This is a genomic window from Klebsiella sp. JN_Kp121, from assembly GCF_040062145.1.
Classification (GTDB): domain Bacteria; phylum Pseudomonadota; class Gammaproteobacteria; order Enterobacterales; family Enterobacteriaceae; genus Klebsiella; species Klebsiella aerogenes.
The window spans coordinates 249,375-266,925 of the sequence record NZ_JBEAHX010000005.1 but is presented as its reverse complement, the minus strand read 5'-3'; the positions used below and the strand labels follow the sequence as shown (position 1 = coordinate 266,925).

Genomic DNA, 17,551 nt, shown 5'->3' with positions numbered 1-17,551 from the left:
GTATAACAGATCAATTCATCTATGCATCCTGCCTGTCAGGTGCCTCAGAATATCAAGATGACACAGTAACCCTGAGGCTGGCTAAACACGCCGATTTTGAATGGTGTCGAAAGGCGCTCATGGATGCCTATCAGAATTCGTTGTCAGCTATCCCAGCCTTAAGAGGCAACCTGTGCTCTGTCGATGACGAAGAACTCAGTGATTATATTTCAGAAGGCGTTGCGCATATTGTTTATGAAGAAGGAGTACGCGTCGGACTAATAATTTGCGAAAAAGGAGGCGTCGCTTTTTTAAGTGGCCACCGGATTTCTGAAGAGATAATCCTTCCTGCCTTTCGCGGACGCTCTCTGGCCTCCCGGGCTCAGCGCCTGCTTTGTAACCATCTTCAACGCTCCAGCCGGGAACCCTGCCTAATGACAGGGACTATCATTCCGGAAAATTTGCCGTCGATAAAGACAGCTGAAAAAGCGGGGCGGACATGCATTCTCAGATTTGAGTATTTACCTGTGATGTTTAGTTAATCTGCTGAACCTGAACCTGAACCTGAACCTGAACCTGAACGTTAAATCTGTTGCTGCGTGTTGATATGAAATATGTCTATATAACTCATAACTCTTTTCTTGCTGCACAAGGCAGACAAGATAAGTAGCGTTAAGGTCCGCTATGAGCGATGAGCGGACGTCCCATCCAGCAGAAGAACGTAAAAAAAACTGCCTCACGGCGGTTTAGCTGTCCAGTTAGGAAGTTGCGCTTGCGAGTCGTGCTGCAAATCCAATAAAGAACATGCCTACCAGCGCGTTTCCAATGGTTGATAATCTACGATTGCCTTTCAGACGGCTTAGCAGATAAGAGCCGCAGAAAACGAGGAAGCCGAAATAAACGAGAGTAATCGCGAACATTACCGCAGCAAGAATGATAAATGCCATCCAGGAATGTTCAGCCTGAACATTGATAAACTGGGCGAAGAAAGAGATATAGAACAGCAGCGTCTTTGGATTCAATAGAGTAACCAGCATTCCGCGCCCGATGATCCCCTTAGCATCAGCAGACGATTTCTTTTCCTGACTCGTTTCGAGAACTGGCTTAAAGATAGCGCGTATCGTCTGGACACCGAGATAGAAAAGATAAGCAGCGCCTGCGTACTTGATGGCGTTAAACAAGGCAGGGGTTGAGCTTATGACCGCCGCCAGCCCACACCATGCCAGCAGAACCAGAATAACGTCGCTCAGCAGAATGGAAAATATTGCAGCAAAGCCCCGCTTGATGCCGCTGGTAATGCTCGTTTTAATCACGAACATGGTTTCAGGGCCAGGCACAAGGACTATCAGCGTCGCACCAAGCAGGTACGTCCAGAAATTCACGACACCAAAATCAGCAAACATTTTCACTCCAGTTCTCTCGTTTTCAACGAGGCTATTCTAATGTAACCAGCGTAGATGAAAACACATCACGGCTACTTTCCTGGTAAGCCAATGTCTGCTCCTGGCACACAGCGGACATTTGAGCTTTGCCCTACCCCGGACATCTGAACTTAGCTTTGACAAATGTAGATTGTGGCCGATAACGGCGTTTGCCGTGTGGATTTGCTTTGGTTATTGCTGGCCTACGCTGATTCCAATCTCGTACTGACAGTCATCTATCGTCGTTCTTCCTGTTTCGAGTGACTTCCAGACTCATGATATCCTCACTCTGACATGTCGCTTTTTCCCATGGCTACTGGCCAACGGTAATCTCCAGTTGTCAGATTAATCGCGGACAACAACTTTTGCTGCCCGCGCTTAAAACATCGTTATCAACATGGCGGCTTAACCGCTCATCGTTCGCCATCGCTTTCGAGCGGCATGTCATCTCGATCAGAACACCTTAAATCGATATTCCATGATCACTTCCGACGACAGCGTGTTTGTACGTGTATAATGACCGTCCGTAAGGACTGGCGTTTTACCTTGCGTCTTATATGACCATCCCGGCCCGAACATCGCCCAAAAGGTGAAGTTTTTAAACATGGACTGCGTTGGAACCCAACGGCTAAAGGCATTGATTTCTCCGGTGCGCACGTGATTCCCTTTATAGTTAAATTGCCCGATGTTTCCCGCCAGGCCAACGGCTAATTCAGGCGTTAATCGATATTCGGTGATGTTCGCCAGCATCAGTTCCCCATCCCGCATGTAATCATCGCCAGCGTAGGCCATAGAAATAAATGTTCCCCTGGAATTTTTGCTCATGTGGCGTGGATAAAACCCGACTTCATCTGCTTTTTTAGCATTGGTGTAGCCAATGCCCATTTTGCTATTCCAGCGTTCGCCTTTCCAGGTCGCGTCCAACGCAAAATGCCAGGCATTATTGTCAAAATCCCGTTTACTCGCGGGCATTGCACGGTAACTATCCATGGCGTGGGTGCCGTATACCTGAGTGCCTATCGTTAGCTGCGTATCAGGTCGAAACTGCGTAAACAGCAGGTGCCGCTGCAGATAGTTTTTGCTCTCACCATAAGCATACTGTGCATCAAAATTTTTTCCCCGCCAGAGAATTTCTCCGCTTGCCAGGTGGCTAATATATTCACCGGTATTGGTCTGAAATCGCTTTTTATCTGGTGAGTTTCTGTCCATGGAATTTTCAAGCCATGCCCCTCTTATGGTAAATGGGCCGTAGCTTACAGCACTGCTTACGCCGGAATACGTTGTCGGCGAAAGCCTGTTAGATGTTGAAATAACGCCATAATTTTTCAATATCTGCCATCCCCAGCGCGCGTTTAGCTGAGCACCAGAAAGCGTGTAGTTAAGCTTCACGTTACGTTGACCAAACTTTGAATACCCTTCTGCATTGCTTTTTTTGTTACCAGTCCCATTGTTATAAAGCACGCCGCGGGAGTTGAAATAGTCGCTGGCACCCAATTTTATCGCGCTATAATACGATGCGTCGAAGCCGATAATATCTGCAAAATAACCAGACTGGTATTCTGCTGAAAATCCTTGCCCCCAGGCGTTATGTACATGTTTAGGATTGGCATTTTCCTCTTTAAGATATTTCCAGTAATTCTTTGCAGAGATGGTGAGCTGTGAGTCAGTAAAAAAAGGATCATCAAAAATAGCGTCTGTAGCGGCCCATACAGGCGTAACCAGCCCGCACGCTATTAACGCGGAAGTTATGTTCTTAAACATTTTTATTTCCTGAGAAAAGATCCGCCATAGCTTATTTATGGCGGGAAACTAAACTGTAAGATTATTTGTGATTTAGTGAATTTTTGCCTGCTTCAACGTATTTCATGGTGCCAATTTCTGGCACGCTGTATTTACCATCGTGATACGTGATTTTCACAACTGCAGCATTCGACAATGGCAGATTTTTGGCCGGGTCATCCGTCAGATCGGAAATCATTATCTGAATCGCCGTGCCTGAAGAAATGGCCAGAATATTTTTATCACCCTCTTTTTGAGCATTTTCTACAATAGTTGCCAGCGCAGCTTGTGTCCGTACTTTTACTTGCTCATAGTTTTCCGCTAGCTGTTTAGGATCGGATTTGGCCAGCGCGTTCTGGCTTTCCTTTACCGAGAGCGTGCCTGCTTTCATCGCTTTAAAAAGCGCTTTGCTGTCCGTCATTCCTAGCGTGTGTGCGCCTGCATTGGCCATATCGACATTATAACCGCCTTCAAAACCACCAAAAAACGCCTCTCGCAGGCCTGTCATTTCTGTTAAATGATAATCCGTTACGCCAGCCTGTTTAAGAATCACTGCCATGGTTTCGCGCTGCCGTCCCGCATCACTGGAATAAAAACGATCAAATTTTATCCCTTTGAGTCCCTCACCTAAATATTGAGCAACCTGCACCCCATCCTTCGTCAATGGGGAATCAATCCAACCTTGTACGCGGTCAAACGAATTAAGCAGCGTTTTACCATGGCGCGCAAAATAAATATTGATGACCTCCTGCTGGTCATTTTTATCATTCGTGTTCGCCATCAGCAGTGGACTGGTAATGGCAGTAACTGCCATTAAGACACCCAGAAATAATTTTTTCATTTTAAAGAGTCCTTTTTCATAGCCAAAAAAAAACCTACGTACTCTTCAGCCCCCTGGTATTGAGGTGGAGAAGAAAACGTAGGTTTTGCCTGTTGAAACAGTAACAATCCAGCTACTGTCGACCCTATCACTAATGTTTTTGAATTGCACCTAATCTATAGCGATGATTTATGTAATTGTGATCCTCCTCATATCAACCGTATTCCCATCTGGACGTTAATATCTGCAGTACGTATTTTAAACTCTCTTGGGATTGTTACTGTTTCAGGCAAAACCTAAGGCCGTTTCTGTACTCGTTGCAGGAGCGGCCTTAGGTTTTTTTTTGCATTTTAGTTACCCTCATGAATAACAGGAGTTACGATGAACAAGTCATGTATTGCCGCTGCGCTGATCTCTGCATTCGCTTTTACCGCAAGCGCCGCACCGCTAAAAATTTTGATTGTCAACGACGATGGTTGCGAATCCACGGGCAGTATTTCGCTTCAGGAAAAACTCACGCAAAAAGGTTTTGAGGTGTGGATGGTTGCTCCAGCCACCAATCAGAGCGGCATCGGTTCAGCCATTACCTTCAAAACGGGTAAAATCTTTGATGTAAAGAAGGCTGCTGATAAACGCTACTGCTTCCCGGGAACACCCGCCGATTCGGTTGATTTTGGCTTACGGGGATTACTCATTAATAATCCGCCGGACCTGGTTATTTCTGGCGTCAACGATGGCCCGAATACAGGAATGGCTCAGGTCAATTCAGGGACGGTAAGTGCGGCAGCCAGGGCTGTACGTTATGGTTTCCCGGCGATTGCGGCCAGCATTGGGTATATCTTTACTGAAGATGAAATGAAGAATAAATGGCCAAGCACCCATAAATACTGGCCTGATGCAGTGGATTATGTGGTTGAGGTTGTTGAAACGCTGAATCATAAACAGGTTTCTGGAACACCTTTATTGCCTAAAGGGTCGGGCTTAAGCATTAACTATCCGCCGCTGCCAAAATCAAAAATTAAAGGTGTGCACTATGTCGAAAATGAGATGTTCCCTACCCCACAGATTGGTTATGATATTTTGCCTGATGGACGCGCTAAACAAACCATCAATCCGGAATCGTTAAAGACAGTAGAGAACGATACCGATTCCGGCTGGCTTAATAAAGGTTATATCACCTATAGCCTCTTTGATGGGGCAATGAACGCCCCGCAATTCCAGGCGCAATATGAAGAACTGTTGAGTAAATAATTCGCCAGACTAACTCACAACCTTGCACTATCATCTTCACGCCTGCCAGCGTCACACTTAATCGCTGGCAGGCGACGTTTTCATTTTTTATCGCCGCACAATAAAATTGTTAAAGCCTACATCTAAGTTGTACTATGCGTATCAGATAAACCATTAGGGCGCTAATGCACGGCGTAATGAAATATATTAATGACAGCCTCAAACTGGGTACCATCGTTGAGCAAAGAATAAAGGAGCGGGATCCTAAGCAGCTAGAGTCCGCGAAAATGGACTTGATGGAGTGTATGGGAACGTCTGTCGGTTTGCATACCGCAGGTGTGCCTTTTATCTCAAGCGCGTTGTTAAGCGTGGTAAGTTTTGCTATGCCGCAGCTAACGCTTTGGGGGACCATCTTTCAATGGTTTTCCTGGCCCGCGCATGCTGTTTTTGCTGGTATAATCCCCACAGGTTTACTCTACTGTCTGCTGATCTTCCCGTCGATGACGCTGTTCTCTCGAGGTTTTCTGGCAGCGCTTAAGTTCTATCTAAGTCTGATTTTCCTGACCGCCGCGCTAGCCGCGGGAAATCTCATCTACGCATTCATTTCGGTATTCATATGTGGCGGGCATGCCGGCTTGCTTATAAGCGCTTTGGTTGGTGTATTATTTAGCGCTGGCAGCATCAAACTCGTTAACAGTGCTATGTTTGTAAAAACCTCAGCATTTTATTTGCATAATCGAATTTGGCGCTGGCAATTAAAACATCATGTACAAAATAAAGTATGATAAAAATCCTCTGCTGGCTCACACTTACACTGCTAAGCGCAACGGGGCTTGGCGCCTGGTTTCTTCAACAGCAATATGACGCGCGCTCCGCCGACTTCCGCATCCTGTATCGCGAAATCACGGTAAAGGTGTCGCAGCACGATGCCATCATCCCCCTGCTTCCGTCCGGTCAAAATGCCGCCGAAGTCCAGCAGATCCTGCCGCAGATCGTGCAATGGCGGCGCTATGATTCCCTGGAGCCGCGACGCCCCATCGTCGCACAAAGCCCCGCACGCTACTGGCTGAATCTTCCGGGCATCTCTCTGCTGATTGATTTGAACACCCTACTTAACAGTCTCAATGAGAAAAAGACATTCAAACATCTTGCCATTCGTTGGGACGGTACCACGTTGTTTGAGGACGGTGCCGCATCTGCCAACACCTGGTGGCGCTGGGAGAAAACTGTTGCCAGCCCAACACAACCTCTGCTCATTAGCGCAGGTGATAACCCGCAATGGCATCAACTGCCGTGGTGGCTGATACTTTCACCGGCACTGTTCTGGGCGGTGATTATCTATCTTGTTAATCAGTATCGAACCAATAAACGCCGACGGGATATCGCCGATCTACGCACCCGCTATGGCGAACTGACTCGCCTTAACACCATGGGCGAGCTGGCCGCTGGTATCGTGCATGAGCTTAATCAACCTTTAACCGCCATTATGAGCTATAACCAGGCGGCAGTGCGCCTGATTAAAAAAAACGATCCCGTAAAGATCCCCGAACTGCTTGAGGCCTCAGTGTTGCAGATAAAACGCATTGACGCCCTGCTCAGCCAGTTTCGTCTCAAGCTAACCAGCAAGCGCGCCGAATATCAGCCGGTTGACCTTCCGTCGCTGTGGCTACGCGTGTGCGAATTACTGGATAATGAGATCCGCGCCGGTAAAGTTCGTATCTCCAGCCATTTTCCGTCGGACCTACCCGCGCTTCCTGCGCCGCCGCTGTGGGTAGAGCAAATACTGCATAATATCGTTAGCAATGCCATTCAGGCACAAAGCACAAATGCTCCAGGTAGCGCGTGGATTCATCTGCAAGCCGTGCGGGTAAATAACGGTATCGCTTTAACTCTTACTGATGGCGGACCAGGGTTATCATCTGAAGCGCTGGAGCAGGTTTTTATACCGTTTTATACCACCCGTACTGATGGTGTGGGACTCGGCATGGCCCTTGCGGATACCCTTGTTCAGCGTCTTAATGGCAAGATAGAAGCGAGCAATATCACCGGACAAGGCGCTTGCTTCCGGTTATGGTTTCCGCTGCGCAATGAGGAGAAGTAATGGAGCAGTACATCTGGTTAATTGATGACGATGCGGCAATACGCGATTCATTAAGTCTGCTGCTCTCAACCGTTGGCTGGCAGACGCAGGCGTTTGATAGCGCATACGCTTTTCAACATCAGGCAGGGAATCTAGCCGAATTAACCGGCTGTATGCTGCTGGATATCCGCATGCCGGGGAAAACCGGGCTGACGCTGCTCGATGAGTGGCGCCAGCTAGGTCTAACCTTGCCGGTTATTATTATGACCGGGCACGGTAATATTGATTTATGTCGTCGCGCCTTCAAAAATGGCGCATTTGAATTTTTAACCAAACCCATTGATGCCGACCTGTTATTCGAAGTGGTCGGCGAAGCGATGGCGCAGCAAAAAGCGCATCTTGAACGACAACAAATATTACTGCCGCTGCAGGAAAAACTCGCCACCCTTACCGCCCGTGAGCATGAAATGCTCCAGCAGCTGCTTCAGGGCTACTCCAGTAAAGAAATTGCCCGTTTATGCTCGCTATCGCCGCGTACCGTCGAAGCGCATCGCGCCAATATTTTTAGCAAACTTGAAGTTAATTCGCTGCCCAAACTGTTGAAGATTTACGCTGATATCGCCAGTGGTTCTAAGTAAAAATACCTGGTACGTTCAGTATTCGCGGCAATAGTCTCCATGCTCCTTCCCTCCTAGTATTGGCCTATCGCCACTCAACACGACGGAGCATCACCATGAAACGTATCCTTCTTAGCGCCATCCTGCTCGGCAGCCTGGTCACGACCGCTAGCGCCGCAACTGGCGTTCTCAGCCAGAAAAATTTGTCAGTGGAGCTCGCGGATAAAATCGCGCAAAGCACGCTACAGGCCTGCGCCAAAGACGGCTATAACGTTGCCGTCACGCTGGTCGACCGTTCCGGTACGCCGCTATTAATGAAGAGAATGGATAATGCGGGCCCACACACCGTCGAAGCCAGCCGCATGAAAGCATTCACCGCGCTAACCACTAAAAACGCCACCAGCAATGTCATGAAAGGTTCTCAGTCCAACGCCGGAGCCGCGAACCTGCGAGATATACCCGGTTTTCTGCTATTAGCTGGCGGAGTGCCGGTTAAGATGGGTGACCAGGTCATTGGCGCGGTTGGCGTCGGCGGCGCGCCGGGGGGAAATTTTGACGAAGCCTGTGCGATTGCCGGGTTGCAATCTATTGAAGGCGAGCTTAACCAGGGCTAATCCAACGCGGGTAGACTATTGCTACCCGCATCGTCATAACGGGTTACCGACTCACATGCTGCATGGCGTTTTGCTCAACCGCCCCGCTTATCTTCTTCGCCCGACTTTCTTGACCAAAGAAGGTCAGGATCGCGATAATGATCGCTACCGTACCGGCAACAATTGCCATCGCCAGTCCATAGTTCTGACCATGATGTTCCGCGATCGTGGCCTGCAAAGTCGCATTAACCGAAGCGATAAGATTACCCAGTTGATACACAAAGCCCGGCAGCACCGCGCGGGTATTCGCTGGAACCAGTTCATTCAGATAGGTCGGCACTACGCCCCAGGCGCCCTGAACCATAAACTGCATCAGGAATGCGCCGATTCCCAGCATCAGCGAACCGCTAGCGAATGCCCACAGCGGGATAACCGGTAGCGCCAGCAGCGAGGCGGTTATAATGGCCTTTTTACGGCCAATCTTCTCGGAAAGCGAACCGAACAGCACCCCGCCGATGATCGACGCAATATTGTAAGTGACCGCGATAATACTGATCGTTTTCGGATCAAAGCCGTGCTGCACTTTTAAAAATACCGGATACAGGTCCTGGGTACCGTGGGAAAAGAAGTTGAACGCTGCCATCAGTACCACCAGATAGCAGCATAGTTTCCAGTGCGTTTTCAGTACCGGCAGCAGTGCCGTGCTTTCCTTTCTCTCTCGTGACGCCAGCCATACCGGTGACTCCTGCACGCAGAACCAGATAAACGGCAGCAGTAAAATAGGCGCAGCGCCGATGACAAACATCCCACGCCAGCCGAGTAATTCAAATAGCAGCCCATAAGCGACGGCGGCAATCAGATAGCCAAACGGATAACCGGCCTGGAAAATTCCGGACATCAGCCCTCGGGAACGATCCGGAATGGTTTCCATTGACAGCGACGACGCCACGCCCCAAATACCGCCCATCGCCACGCCATATAGCACTCTTAAGACCAGAAAAATCGTTAATGACGGCGCCGCAGCAGACAGCAGCTCGAAAATCGAAAAGAAGATGATATTCAACATCAGGATCGGCTTACGGCCATATTTCTCGGCGAGCCGGCCAAAAATGAGCGCGCCGATAGGCCGTACGGCAAGCGTCAGTAGTATCGCCAGCGTGACCTTTTCCAGCCCAACATGAAACGTCTGGGCAATGTCACTCAGTAAGAAGACGAGGAGGAAAAAATCGAAGGCATCAAGTGTCCAGCTTAAGAAGCTGGCAATGGCGGCATTGCGCTGTAGTGAAGTCCAGCCTAACATCGTGTTATCCCTATCCTGGCACAGCGGCCTGGAGATGTAGCAGCTAGCCGAAAGAACATGCAGGGCCAACTGCATATGTAAATGTAAAGTTTCTTAAGTTACCCATATGTTAAATACACCCAATAATCGTATGGCTGCAAGTTAATTAGCATGCTAATTTGTTTCAAATTAAGTATATGTCTCCTGATAGACCGTGCAGACAGAATGTATAGCATTTGCTATACACCTGTTCTACAATGAGCTGTATACCAATTGCTATACGGGAAAAGAAGATGAAATCAGATATCCAACTCAACATCCGGGCGAAGGAGTCCCAGCGGGCGCTGATTGATGCGGCTGCCGAAATTCTGCACAAATCGCGGACCGACTTTATTCTTGAGATGGCCTGCCAGGCGGCAGAAAACGTCATTCTCGACCGCCGGGTGTTTAACTTAAGCGATGAGCAATACGCCGAATTTATCGACATGCTGGATGCGCCGGTTGAAGCTAACCCCGCTCTCGATAAATTGCTGGCGAGAAAACCGCAATGGGAAAAATAAGCGCGCCTGCACCGCTATCTTCACACCATCAGATCGCGGAATTTTGTTGTGGAGAAACGGTTCTCGATCAATGGCTGAAACAGCGAGGATTGAAAAACCAGGCTCAGGGCGCCGCGAGAACCTTTGTGGTCTGCAAGGAAGAGAGCCATCAGGTGGTGGGGTTTTATTCGTTAGCAACCGGCAGCGTTAATCACACGGAAGCCACTGGCGGCCTGCGGCGCAATATGCCCGATCCTATCCCGGTCATCATTCTCGCCCGCCTGGCGATCGACTGCGCGTATCACGGACAGGGGCTGGGAGCTGATTTACTCCATGATGCGCTCTTACGCAGTTATCGCGTTGCCGAAAATGTTGGCGTTCGTGCCCTGATGGTCCATGCCCTGACCGATAGCGCGAAGCGATTCTATTTACACCACGGATTCAAAGCCTCCACCACCCAGGAACGCACACTTTTCCTCGCGTTGCCTAAATAACTCCACCTTACGTCATTTTCTCTACCACACTTATCTTTCAGTTCGGGAACCACACCAAAGGAAGGATAACGATGAAGAAAGTGGCGATTGTCGGCGTTGGGCCGACCGGGATCTATACTTTTCATTCCCTGGTTGAACGGGGTGAGCCGCTGGAGATAGTGCTCTACGAGCAGGGTGAAGAGGCTGGCGTCGGCATGCCTTATAACGATGAGCATAACTCAGCGCAAATGCTGGCGAATATCGCCAGTATCGAAATCCCCCCCATCTACATTACCTATCTGACGTGGCTACAAAATCAGAGCGAAGACTGGCTCACCCGGTATGGCATTGAGCGTGAGGCCTTACATGAGCGGCAATTTTTACCGCGCGTGATCCTCGGCGACTATTATCGCGATCGGTTCCTGGCGCTGTTGGAGAAAGCCAGGTTAGCGGGTTTCAAAGTTAGCGTGCGCGAATCCTGCGAGGTTACCGATCTCCAGGCGGAACAGGATGGCGTCAAACTATGGATTAATCACGTGCCCACAGCGGAACGTGCGGATTTTGCCGTTATCGCCACCGGTCATCTCTGGCCGCAGGACGATGATTCTTCCCGCGAATATTATCCCAGCCCCTGGAGCGGTTTGATGCAGGCGCAGATAGCCCCCTGCCGGGTCGGTATCATGGGGACTTCACTCAGCGGCATTGATGCTGCCGTCGCCGTCGTCATTCAACATGGCCATTTTACGACTGACGCCGATGAGAGCGTCCATTTTCGGCTTAATGACGCGAGTCATAAACTCCATATCACCCTGATGTCACGAAACGGCATCCTGCCCGAGGCCGATTTCTACTGTCCCATCCCCTATGAACCGCTGGAAATTGTCACCCATCAGAGGCTGGAAACGGCCATCGCTGAGGGTAGTGAGGGATTGCTGGATCGCGTATTCCAGCTTATCGTCAGGGAGCTGGAACTCGCCGCGCCGCACTGGTGTAAGCAGATAGGCTTACGCCAGCTCACCGCGGATACGTTCAGCGACGCCTGGTTTATCGACAGAAAACGACACGATCCCTTTGCCTGGGCGCAAGCCAATTTGCAGGAAGTGGAACGCAACAAACAGCAACAGCATACCGTGCCGTGGCGGTATACCATTCTGCGATTGCATGAAGTGATTGAGATGATTACGCCGCATCTTAACGAACGCGACCGCGAACGCTTTAAAACAGGGCTCGCCCGGGTATTTATCGATAATTACGCGGCCATTCCATCGGAATCGATTCGCCGCCTGCTGGCGCTGCGTGAGGCCGGGGTGATTAGTATTTTGCCGCTCGGGGCCGATTATCAACTGGAAGTTCAACCACAACGGACGGTCATTCACCATCACAACCAACGCAGCGAATTTGACGTCTTTATTGACGCCAGAGGCCAAAAGGCGCTGAAGAGTAAAGACATCCCTTTCCCGACGCTGCGCCAGCAACTTCTCGCCTGCGGTGATGAGATCCCGGATATCGGTGATGATTACACCCTGCAGGCGCCGGCGTGCGCTCGCGGCCGCATTGCCTTCGGCGCGCTGCCGTGGTTGATGCATGACCGCCCTTTCGTTCAGGGCCTCGTCGCCAGCGCGGAAATCGGCGCCGCGATGGCGAGATCGGTTTCACAGCAGGCCAGCGGCCGCCGGCGCAAGCTGTGGTTCAGTCATGAAGAGTGGTGATCCATCAGCATGCGAATAACGACTAACCGCGTCTTAAGCGCAACAACGGAAAAGAGACCGCCATCCAGGCATGTTACAACTACAGGTTATCAGGTAGCACAACGCTTACGAGGTACATATGAGTCAACTATTTAGCCCTGCGCGAATTGGTAAACTGGCGCTGGAAAACCGGATTGTCATCGCCCCGATGTGTCAGTACTCCGCCGAAAACGGCAAGGCAACCGCCTGGCACCGCATTCATCTTGGACAGCTGGCTTTTTCCGGCGCCGGTTTGGTGATTATTGAAGCCAGCGCCGTTGAGCCCGCGGGTCGCATCTCCCCGGCGGATGTCGGCCTGTGGGATGATGAAACCGAAGCCGCCCTGTACCGGGTACTGGAAGATGTTCGCGCCTATTCAACAACCCGCATCGGTATCCAGCTGGGGCATGCCGGGCGCAAAGCCTCCGTCGCTGCCCCCTGGCTTGGCGGCGGTCAGTTGGCGCTGGATAACGGCGGCTGGCAAACCGTCGCTCCATCCGCGCTGGCATTTCATGACGGCGACCGGGCACCGAAAGCGCTGAGCCATGACGATCTGGCGCGGCTTAAACAAGCCTTTGTTGATAGCGCGCGTCGCGCTGAACGCCTGGGAATTGAACTGATAGAGCTGCATGCCGCCCACGGCTACCTGTTGCACCAATTCCTCTCGCCGCTGAGCAACCAGCGAACAGATGAATACGGCGGTTCGCTGGAAAACCGCTTACGTTTCCCGCTGGAGGTTTTCCAGGCAATACGGGAGGCGGTCAGCGAAAATATCGCCGTCGGCGTTCGGCTTTCGGCGACAGACTGGGTAGAAGGCGGTTGGGATACGGCGCAATCCATCGTCTTTAGCCAGCAGCTTGAAGCGCTGGGTTGCGACTATATTCACGTCTCCAGCGGCGGGTTGTCGCCGCAGCAGGCGATTCAGGTCGGTCCTGGCTATCAGTTACCGTTCGCCCATGAAATCCGCCAGCAGATCAACGTTCCGGTCATTGGCGTAGGGTTAATTACCGAACCGCAGCAGGCTGAAGATGCACTGCAAAACGGCGACGCCGATCTGATTGCCATCGCCCGCGCGGCGCTCTACAACCCACACTGGCCGTGGCAGGCTGCGGCGGCTCTGGGGGCCCAGGTTAGCGTGCCGCCGCAATACCTGCGTTCAGAACCGCATGGGCTGAAAGGCACGCTAAAATCTAATCGCTGAAGCTTCACGCTATGAACGATAGCGGCGCGAATGCGCCGCTAAATTATTGACAGGAATTAATCGCGGGTTTGTACCCAGAACGCGTGAATAAGGCCAGGAATATAGCCCAGCAAGGTCAGAATTATATTCAGAATGAATGCCCAGCCGAAGCCTTTACCCAGCAGTACGCCCAGCGGCGGCAGGATGATAGTAAATACGATTCTCCAGAAACCCATACACTCTCCATACAAACAAAATTAACGACTTAAAAAAGAGACTTCGTCTCTAAGCATAGTAATTCTACCTGATGCCGCCACGTTAACCGCCCCCTTTACCCGATTTTACGCATCTTGTAATGAGCATTACGTCAGCGTGTGCAATTCATCCGATGTATGGTTTTGTGAGTTCGATCATGTCCCCCTCTCCGCATTGTCGTTATCCTTAATCTAACTTGTATGGTAGTAGACTATAAACAACGCGGTAAGGAAAAGTTTTCATGCAAATGACGATGCGCTGGTTTGGGCCAGACGAAGATAAAGTCACTCTTGAGCAGATCCGTCAGGTTCCTGGAGTGGAAGGTGTGGTCGGCGCGCTGTACGACGTACCGGTTGGCGAAGTCTGGCCACGGGAGAAAATTAAGGCGTTAGTCGAGCAGGCCCACGCTAACGGTCTGACGATGGAAGTTATCGAAAGCGTGAATATTCACGACGCGATTAAAATCGGGCTGCCGGAGCGCGAGCGCTATATCGCCAACTATCAGCAAACGATCCGTAACCTCGCCGCCTTTGGCGTTAAGGTCATCTGCTACAACTTTATGCCGGTTTTCGACTGGATGAAAACCGACATGAACTACCGGCTGGCGGACGGTTCGCTAACGATGGCTTTTGAAAAAGCCGGCATCGATAAAACGCTGGAACAGGTCGTTGCGGAAGTGCTCAGCAACGCCAACGGCTATGCCCTGCCGGGCTGGGAGCCCGAACGTTTAGCGCAGGTACAGACGTTATTCGACAGCTATAAAGCGGTCGATGATGACAAACTGCGAGAAAATCTGCTCTATTTCCTGGAGAAAATTATCCCGGTCTGCGAAGAGGTCGGCGTGAAAATGGCCATTCATCCTGACGATCCGCCGTACTCTATTTTTGGTCTGCCGCGCATTATTAAAAACCGCGACGATCTCGACTGGTTGTGTCGCGCGGTGGATTCACCGGCAAACGGGATTACCTTATGTACCGGCTCTATTGCCGAGGAGCCGCAAAATAATGTTTATCAAATCCTCGCGGAATTCAGCCAGCGCGGGCGCATTCATTTCGCTCATGTCAGAAATATTAAAATCATAAAAGACAAAGATTTCTACGAATCGGCGCACCCTACCCGCTATGGCTCGCTCGATATGTACCGGGTGATGCAGGCGCTGCACGACAACGGCTTCGACGGCTATATTCGTCCCGATCATGGCCGTTTTATCTGGGGAGAAACCGGCCGTCCGGGATACGGCTTATACGATCGCGCGCTCGGCGCCACTTACCTACTGGGATTATGGGAAGCGCTGGAAAACCAGCACGCCTGATCCGCTCGTCACCCAGGTGCCGGAATTCTCCGGCACTGAAAATAATAAAATCTCTGTTGGGAGGATGCCATGTCTCCAGCCCTGGCTCTGCTATGGGTGGTGGTCGGTATTGCGCTACTGGTCATCATGAATCTGAAATACAAAGTTCACAATATTTTCGCCTTATTAATTGCCGGCCTGTTCGTCGCCGTTATGGAAGGTGTGCCCCTCGATAAAATCGTCTCGATGGTTCAGCAAGGACTGGGCGGAATAATGGGACACCTGGCGCTGATCATTATATTCGGCGCTATCATCGGCAAATTTATGACCGAATCCGGTGCCAGCCAGCAGATTGCCGATACGGTAATCAGACGTTGCGGCACCCGTTATCTGGGGGTCGGCTTGATGTTTATCGGCGTCATCTTCGGCATTGCCATGTTTTATGAAGTGGCGTTTTTGATTGCTATGCCGCTGGTTCTTAACATCGCCAGCAAAGCCAATATCCCGTGGATGAAACTGGTTATTCCGACGGTCGTCGGCGCCACCATGGGACATAGTTTATTCCCGCCACAACCGGGGCCGGTTGCATTAGTCAGCGCCTTCCAGGCGGATATTGTTCAGGTTTATCTGTACGGCATTATCGTGATAGTCCCGGCGCTGTTCTGTGCGGGGATCCTGTTACCCGCCTGGCTTCCAGGTATCCGCGAGATGAAGCTGAATGCCATGATTAAACCGCAGGAGGAGAAACCTGCCGACGCGCTGCCGTCGTTTGCGGTCAGCATTGCCATTCCGCTGATCCCCGCGATATTAATGATTGCGTCTTCGCTGATTCAGTCGCTGTTTGGCGCGGCCTCTTCTGCGGGAAAATTCTTCCAGTTCCTCGGTAGCGCGGAAATTAGCATGCTGTTGGCGACCGGCGCCGCAATCTGGCTGCTCGGCTGCCGCCGCGGTATGAACGCCGTTCAGGTTAACCACTGCGTCACGGACTCGGTCGCCAGAATTGCCAACGTCCTGTTCGTCATCAGCGCCGGCGGCATTCTCAAACAGGTTATTATCGATTCCGGCGTCGGCGACCATATCGTTACGATGATGAGCCACGTCCCGCTGTCGCCGTTTATTATCGCCTGGCTGATTACCGCTATTATTCGTATTCTTACCGGCCAGGGCGCCGTTGCGGCAATTACTTCAGCAGGGATTGTTTCGCCGATGGTTACCGCATTTCATCTTAATCCAGCGCTGATGTGCCTGGCGGTGGCCTGTGGTAGTAATACCATTACTTTGATGTATGACGGCGGCTTTTTACTCTTTAAGGAAACGTTTGGTATCTCGATGCGTGATACCTTTAAGACCTGGGGCTTACTGGAGCTCATCAACTCGGTGGTGGGTCTGTTGATGGTGTTATTACTGAGTCTGTTTATTTCCTGAGAAACGCATCGCGGCGGCGACAATACCGCCGCGGTAAGCACTCAAATATTTACTGTTGGCCGGCCGGCGCCTGCTGTGCTGGCGCTTGCTCCGGCGCGATACTCTCTTTTATTTCTTTGGTTTTATTGGCGGCATCGGCGGAAAGCTGGTTGGCTTCAACGATAGCGTTATCTTTAATTTTTCCCGCCTCTTTCATGATCGCATCGCTTTTTTGCTGCGCATCCTGTTTTACCGCATCCGCTTTATTTTTCGCATCCTGGGCAATCGCGTCAGCTTTCTTGTCGGCTTCAGATTTAATACTGCTGGCCTGGGTTTTCAGGCTATCCGCTTCATTATTGGCCTGCGTTTTGATGTCGTCGATCTGCTTATCCGCTTCTTGCTTAATGGCCCGCGCTTTATCGGCGGCCGCATCTTTAATTTGTTCCGCGTTATCTTTGGCCTGATCCAGTTTATTGTCGACTTTCGATGAGTCATCGCAGCCAAACAACGCCAGGCACAATGCAGAGGTAATCAGCGTTTTATTCCACAGTTTCATCAGTATTCCCTTATCGGTCCAGGTGGTAATCCAGTGACGGTCATAGCCTTGCCATATCGGCAGAGTCAATTTATTTATAATCGCTATGCCTGGAGAGTCAAGCTATCGATAATTTTCAGTAATGCTTTGCCGGAAAATGCATAGACCAGCCAACGCCAGCGGCTAATTTGCTTAAAAACAAGACAAAAAACCGTTATTCCAGCAATCGATACGCCCGGGCGGATAACCTGCTTTCCTTCTGGATGGCTAAAAAGCATCTTATATTCCATTTTGCGCTAAACGGCAGATTTATGTTCTTTAAAATGCCGTTTTTACAGTTCTACCATTC

General features: G+C 50.6%; 19 protein-coding genes. 12 read left to right on the top strand and 7 right to left on the bottom strand.

Going from position 1 to position 17,551, the window contains the following annotated elements; genetic code table 11:
- Positions 1-521, top strand: a 521-nt coding sequence (locus tag ABLU86_RS10305) for a GNAT family protein (protein WP_348816930.1), incomplete at its 5' end; no start/stop codon positions are given.
- 216 nt (positions 522-737) lie between these two features.
- Here the strand turns inward: ABLU86_RS10305 and leuE are convergent.
- The 3 genes from leuE to ABLU86_RS10290 all read right to left on the bottom strand — a co-directional run bounded on the left by leuE (position 738) and on the right by ABLU86_RS10290 (position 4,020).
- Positions 738-1,382 (bottom strand): leucine efflux protein LeuE, encoded by a 645-nt coding sequence (gene leuE, locus ABLU86_RS10300; RefSeq protein WP_047038616.1) that lies wholly within the window; start codon positions 1,380-1,382, stop codon positions 738-740.
- 471 nt (positions 1,383-1,853) lie between these two features.
- Positions 1,854-3,161: an OprD family outer membrane porin gene (locus tag ABLU86_RS10295; protein WP_042897495.1), complete on the bottom strand. Its 1,308-nt coding sequence runs from the start codon at positions 3,159-3,161 to the stop codon at positions 1,854-1,856.
- 61 nt (positions 3,162-3,222) lie between these two features.
- Entirely contained in the window at positions 3,223-4,020 is a 798-nt protein-coding gene (locus tag ABLU86_RS10290; protein WP_032711626.1) for a histidine phosphatase family protein, read from the bottom strand.
- 360 nt (positions 4,021-4,380) lie between these two features.
- Between ABLU86_RS10290 and surE the strand changes: the two genes are divergently transcribed.
- From surE to ABLU86_RS10265, 5 genes are all read left to right on the top strand, one after another.
- A complete protein-coding gene (surE, locus tag ABLU86_RS10285) occupies positions 4,381-5,250 on the top strand; it encodes a 5'/3'-nucleotidase SurE (protein ID WP_042897497.1) in 870 nt (289 codons plus the stop codon).
- 176 nt (positions 5,251-5,426) lie between these two features.
- Complete coding sequence (locus ABLU86_RS10280) at positions 5,427-6,014, top strand: hypothetical protein (RefSeq protein WP_348796065.1); 588 nt, start codon at positions 5,427-5,429, stop codon at positions 6,012-6,014.
- The gene (locus ABLU86_RS10275; RefSeq protein ID WP_348796066.1) at positions 6,011-7,330 is read left to right on the top strand and encodes an ATP-binding protein; all 1,320 of its coding nucleotides are present in this window, start codon (positions 6,011-6,013) and stop codon (positions 7,328-7,330) included. The genes ABLU86_RS10280 and ABLU86_RS10275 overlap by 4 nt, the downstream gene beginning before the upstream one ends.
- Complete coding sequence (locus ABLU86_RS10270; protein WP_032705773.1) at positions 7,330-7,947, top strand: response regulator; 618 nt, start codon at positions 7,330-7,332, stop codon at positions 7,945-7,947. The genes ABLU86_RS10275 and ABLU86_RS10270 overlap by 1 nt, the downstream gene beginning before the upstream one ends.
- Before the next feature lie 95 nt (positions 7,948-8,042).
- Positions 8,043-8,540, top strand: coding sequence for a heme-binding protein (locus tag ABLU86_RS10265; RefSeq protein WP_047076455.1), 498 nt, complete (start codon positions 8,043-8,045; stop codon positions 8,538-8,540).
- Between the two features lie 43 nt (positions 8,541-8,583).
- Here ABLU86_RS10265 and ABLU86_RS10260 read toward each other — a convergent pair whose 3' ends face one another.
- A complete protein-coding gene (locus ABLU86_RS10260; protein WP_020078885.1) occupies positions 8,584-9,819 on the bottom strand; it encodes an MFS transporter in 1,236 nt (411 codons plus the stop codon).
- A 272-nt stretch (positions 9,820-10,091) separates the two neighbouring features.
- Here ABLU86_RS10260 and ABLU86_RS10255 point away from each other — a divergent pair, with 272 nt between their 5' ends.
- The 4 genes from ABLU86_RS10255 (at position 10,092) to ABLU86_RS10240 (ending at position 13,738) form a co-directional block, all read left to right on the top strand.
- Positions 10,092-10,358: a DUF1778 domain-containing protein gene (locus tag ABLU86_RS10255; RefSeq protein ID WP_015705366.1), complete on the top strand. Its 267-nt coding sequence runs from the start codon at positions 10,092-10,094 to the stop codon at positions 10,356-10,358.
- The gene (locus ABLU86_RS10250) at positions 10,346-10,831 is read left to right on the top strand and encodes a GNAT family N-acetyltransferase (RefSeq protein WP_015705365.1); all 486 of its coding nucleotides are present in this window, start codon (positions 10,346-10,348) and stop codon (positions 10,829-10,831) included. The genes ABLU86_RS10255 and ABLU86_RS10250 overlap by 13 nt, the downstream gene beginning before the upstream one ends.
- Positions 10,832-10,902: 71 nt before the next feature.
- Positions 10,903-12,519 carry an FAD-NAD(P)-binding protein gene (locus ABLU86_RS10245; protein WP_015705364.1) on the top strand — a complete coding sequence of 539 codons (1,617 nt, stop codon included), beginning with the start codon at positions 10,903-10,905 and terminating at the stop codon, positions 12,517-12,519.
- A 118-nt stretch (positions 12,520-12,637) separates the two neighbouring features.
- A complete protein-coding gene (locus ABLU86_RS10240) occupies positions 12,638-13,738 on the top strand; it encodes an NADH:flavin oxidoreductase/NADH oxidase (protein ID WP_015366663.1) in 1,101 nt (366 codons plus the stop codon).
- A gap of 56 nt (positions 13,739-13,794) precedes the next feature.
- Here the strand turns inward: ABLU86_RS10240 and ABLU86_RS10235 are convergent, their stop codons facing one another.
- Positions 13,795-13,953, bottom strand: a complete 159-nt coding sequence (locus ABLU86_RS10235) for a YqaE/Pmp3 family membrane protein (RefSeq protein ID WP_002903230.1) — start codon at positions 13,951-13,953, stop codon at positions 13,795-13,797.
- Positions 13,954-14,213: 260 nt separating this feature from the next.
- Here ABLU86_RS10235 and uxuA point away from each other — a divergent pair, with 260 nt between their 5' ends.
- Both uxuA and ABLU86_RS10225 read left to right on the top strand, forming a co-directional pair.
- On the top strand, positions 14,214-15,284 hold the full coding sequence (uxuA, locus tag ABLU86_RS10230; RefSeq protein ID WP_020078888.1) for a mannonate dehydratase: 1,071 nt from the start codon (positions 14,214-14,216) through the stop codon (positions 15,282-15,284).
- Positions 15,285-15,353: 69 nt separating this feature from the next.
- Positions 15,354-16,688, top strand: a complete 1,335-nt coding sequence (locus ABLU86_RS10225; RefSeq protein ID WP_348796067.1) for a gluconate:H+ symporter — start codon at positions 15,354-15,356, stop codon at positions 16,686-16,688.
- Between the two features lie 49 nt (positions 16,689-16,737).
- Here the strand turns inward: ABLU86_RS10225 and ABLU86_RS10220 are convergent, their stop codons facing one another.
- Both ABLU86_RS10220 and ABLU86_RS10215 read right to left on the bottom strand, forming a co-directional pair.
- Positions 16,738-17,223, bottom strand: a complete 486-nt coding sequence (locus tag ABLU86_RS10220) for a lipoprotein (protein ID WP_015366666.1) — start codon at positions 17,221-17,223, stop codon at positions 16,738-16,740.
- A gap of 83 nt (positions 17,224-17,306) precedes the next feature.
- A complete protein-coding gene (locus tag ABLU86_RS10215) occupies positions 17,307-17,480 on the bottom strand; it encodes a hypothetical protein (RefSeq protein ID WP_020078890.1) in 174 nt (57 codons plus the stop codon).
- Positions 17,481-17,551: the final 71 nt, after the last annotated feature.

Coding starts and splice junctions, on each gene's coding strand:
- leuE (WP_047038616.1), bottom strand. CDS start 1,382: ATGTTTGCTGATTTTGGTGTCGTGAATTTCTGGACGTACCTGCTTGGT.
- ABLU86_RS10295 (WP_042897495.1), bottom strand. CDS start 3,161: ATGTTTAAGAACATAACTTCCGCGTTAATAGCGTGCGGGCTGGTTACG.
- ABLU86_RS10290 (WP_032711626.1), bottom strand. CDS start 4,020: ATGAAAAAATTATTTCTGGGTGTCTTAATGGCAGTTACTGCCATTACC.
- surE (WP_042897497.1), top strand. CDS start 4,381: ATGAACAAGTCATGTATTGCCGCTGCGCTGATCTCTGCATTCGCTTTT.
- ABLU86_RS10280 (WP_348796065.1), top strand. CDS start 5,427: ATGAAATATATTAATGACAGCCTCAAACTGGGTACCATCGTTGAGCAA.
- ABLU86_RS10275 (WP_348796066.1), top strand. CDS start 6,011: ATGATAAAAATCCTCTGCTGGCTCACACTTACACTGCTAAGCGCAACG.
- ABLU86_RS10270 (WP_032705773.1), top strand. CDS start 7,330: ATGGAGCAGTACATCTGGTTAATTGATGACGATGCGGCAATACGCGAT.
- ABLU86_RS10265 (WP_047076455.1), top strand. CDS start 8,043: ATGAAACGTATCCTTCTTAGCGCCATCCTGCTCGGCAGCCTGGTCACG.
- ABLU86_RS10260 (WP_020078885.1), bottom strand. CDS start 9,819: ATGTTAGGCTGGACTTCACTACAGCGCAATGCCGCCATTGCCAGCTTC.
- ABLU86_RS10255 (WP_015705366.1), top strand. CDS start 10,092: ATGAAATCAGATATCCAACTCAACATCCGGGCGAAGGAGTCCCAGCGG.
- ABLU86_RS10250 (WP_015705365.1), top strand. CDS start 10,346: ATGGGAAAAATAAGCGCGCCTGCACCGCTATCTTCACACCATCAGATC.
- ABLU86_RS10245 (WP_015705364.1), top strand. CDS start 10,903: ATGAAGAAAGTGGCGATTGTCGGCGTTGGGCCGACCGGGATCTATACT.
- ABLU86_RS10240 (WP_015366663.1), top strand. CDS start 12,638: ATGAGTCAACTATTTAGCCCTGCGCGAATTGGTAAACTGGCGCTGGAA.
- ABLU86_RS10235 (WP_002903230.1), bottom strand. CDS start 13,953: ATGGGTTTCTGGAGAATCGTATTTACTATCATCCTGCCGCCGCTGGGC.
- uxuA (WP_020078888.1), top strand. CDS start 14,214: ATGCAAATGACGATGCGCTGGTTTGGGCCAGACGAAGATAAAGTCACT.
- ABLU86_RS10225 (WP_348796067.1), top strand. CDS start 15,354: ATGTCTCCAGCCCTGGCTCTGCTATGGGTGGTGGTCGGTATTGCGCTA.
- ABLU86_RS10220 (WP_015366666.1), bottom strand. CDS start 17,223: ATGAAACTGTGGAATAAAACGCTGATTACCTCTGCATTGTGCCTGGCG.
- ABLU86_RS10215 (WP_020078890.1), bottom strand. CDS start 17,480: ATGCTTTTTAGCCATCCAGAAGGAAAGCAGGTTATCCGCCCGGGCGTA.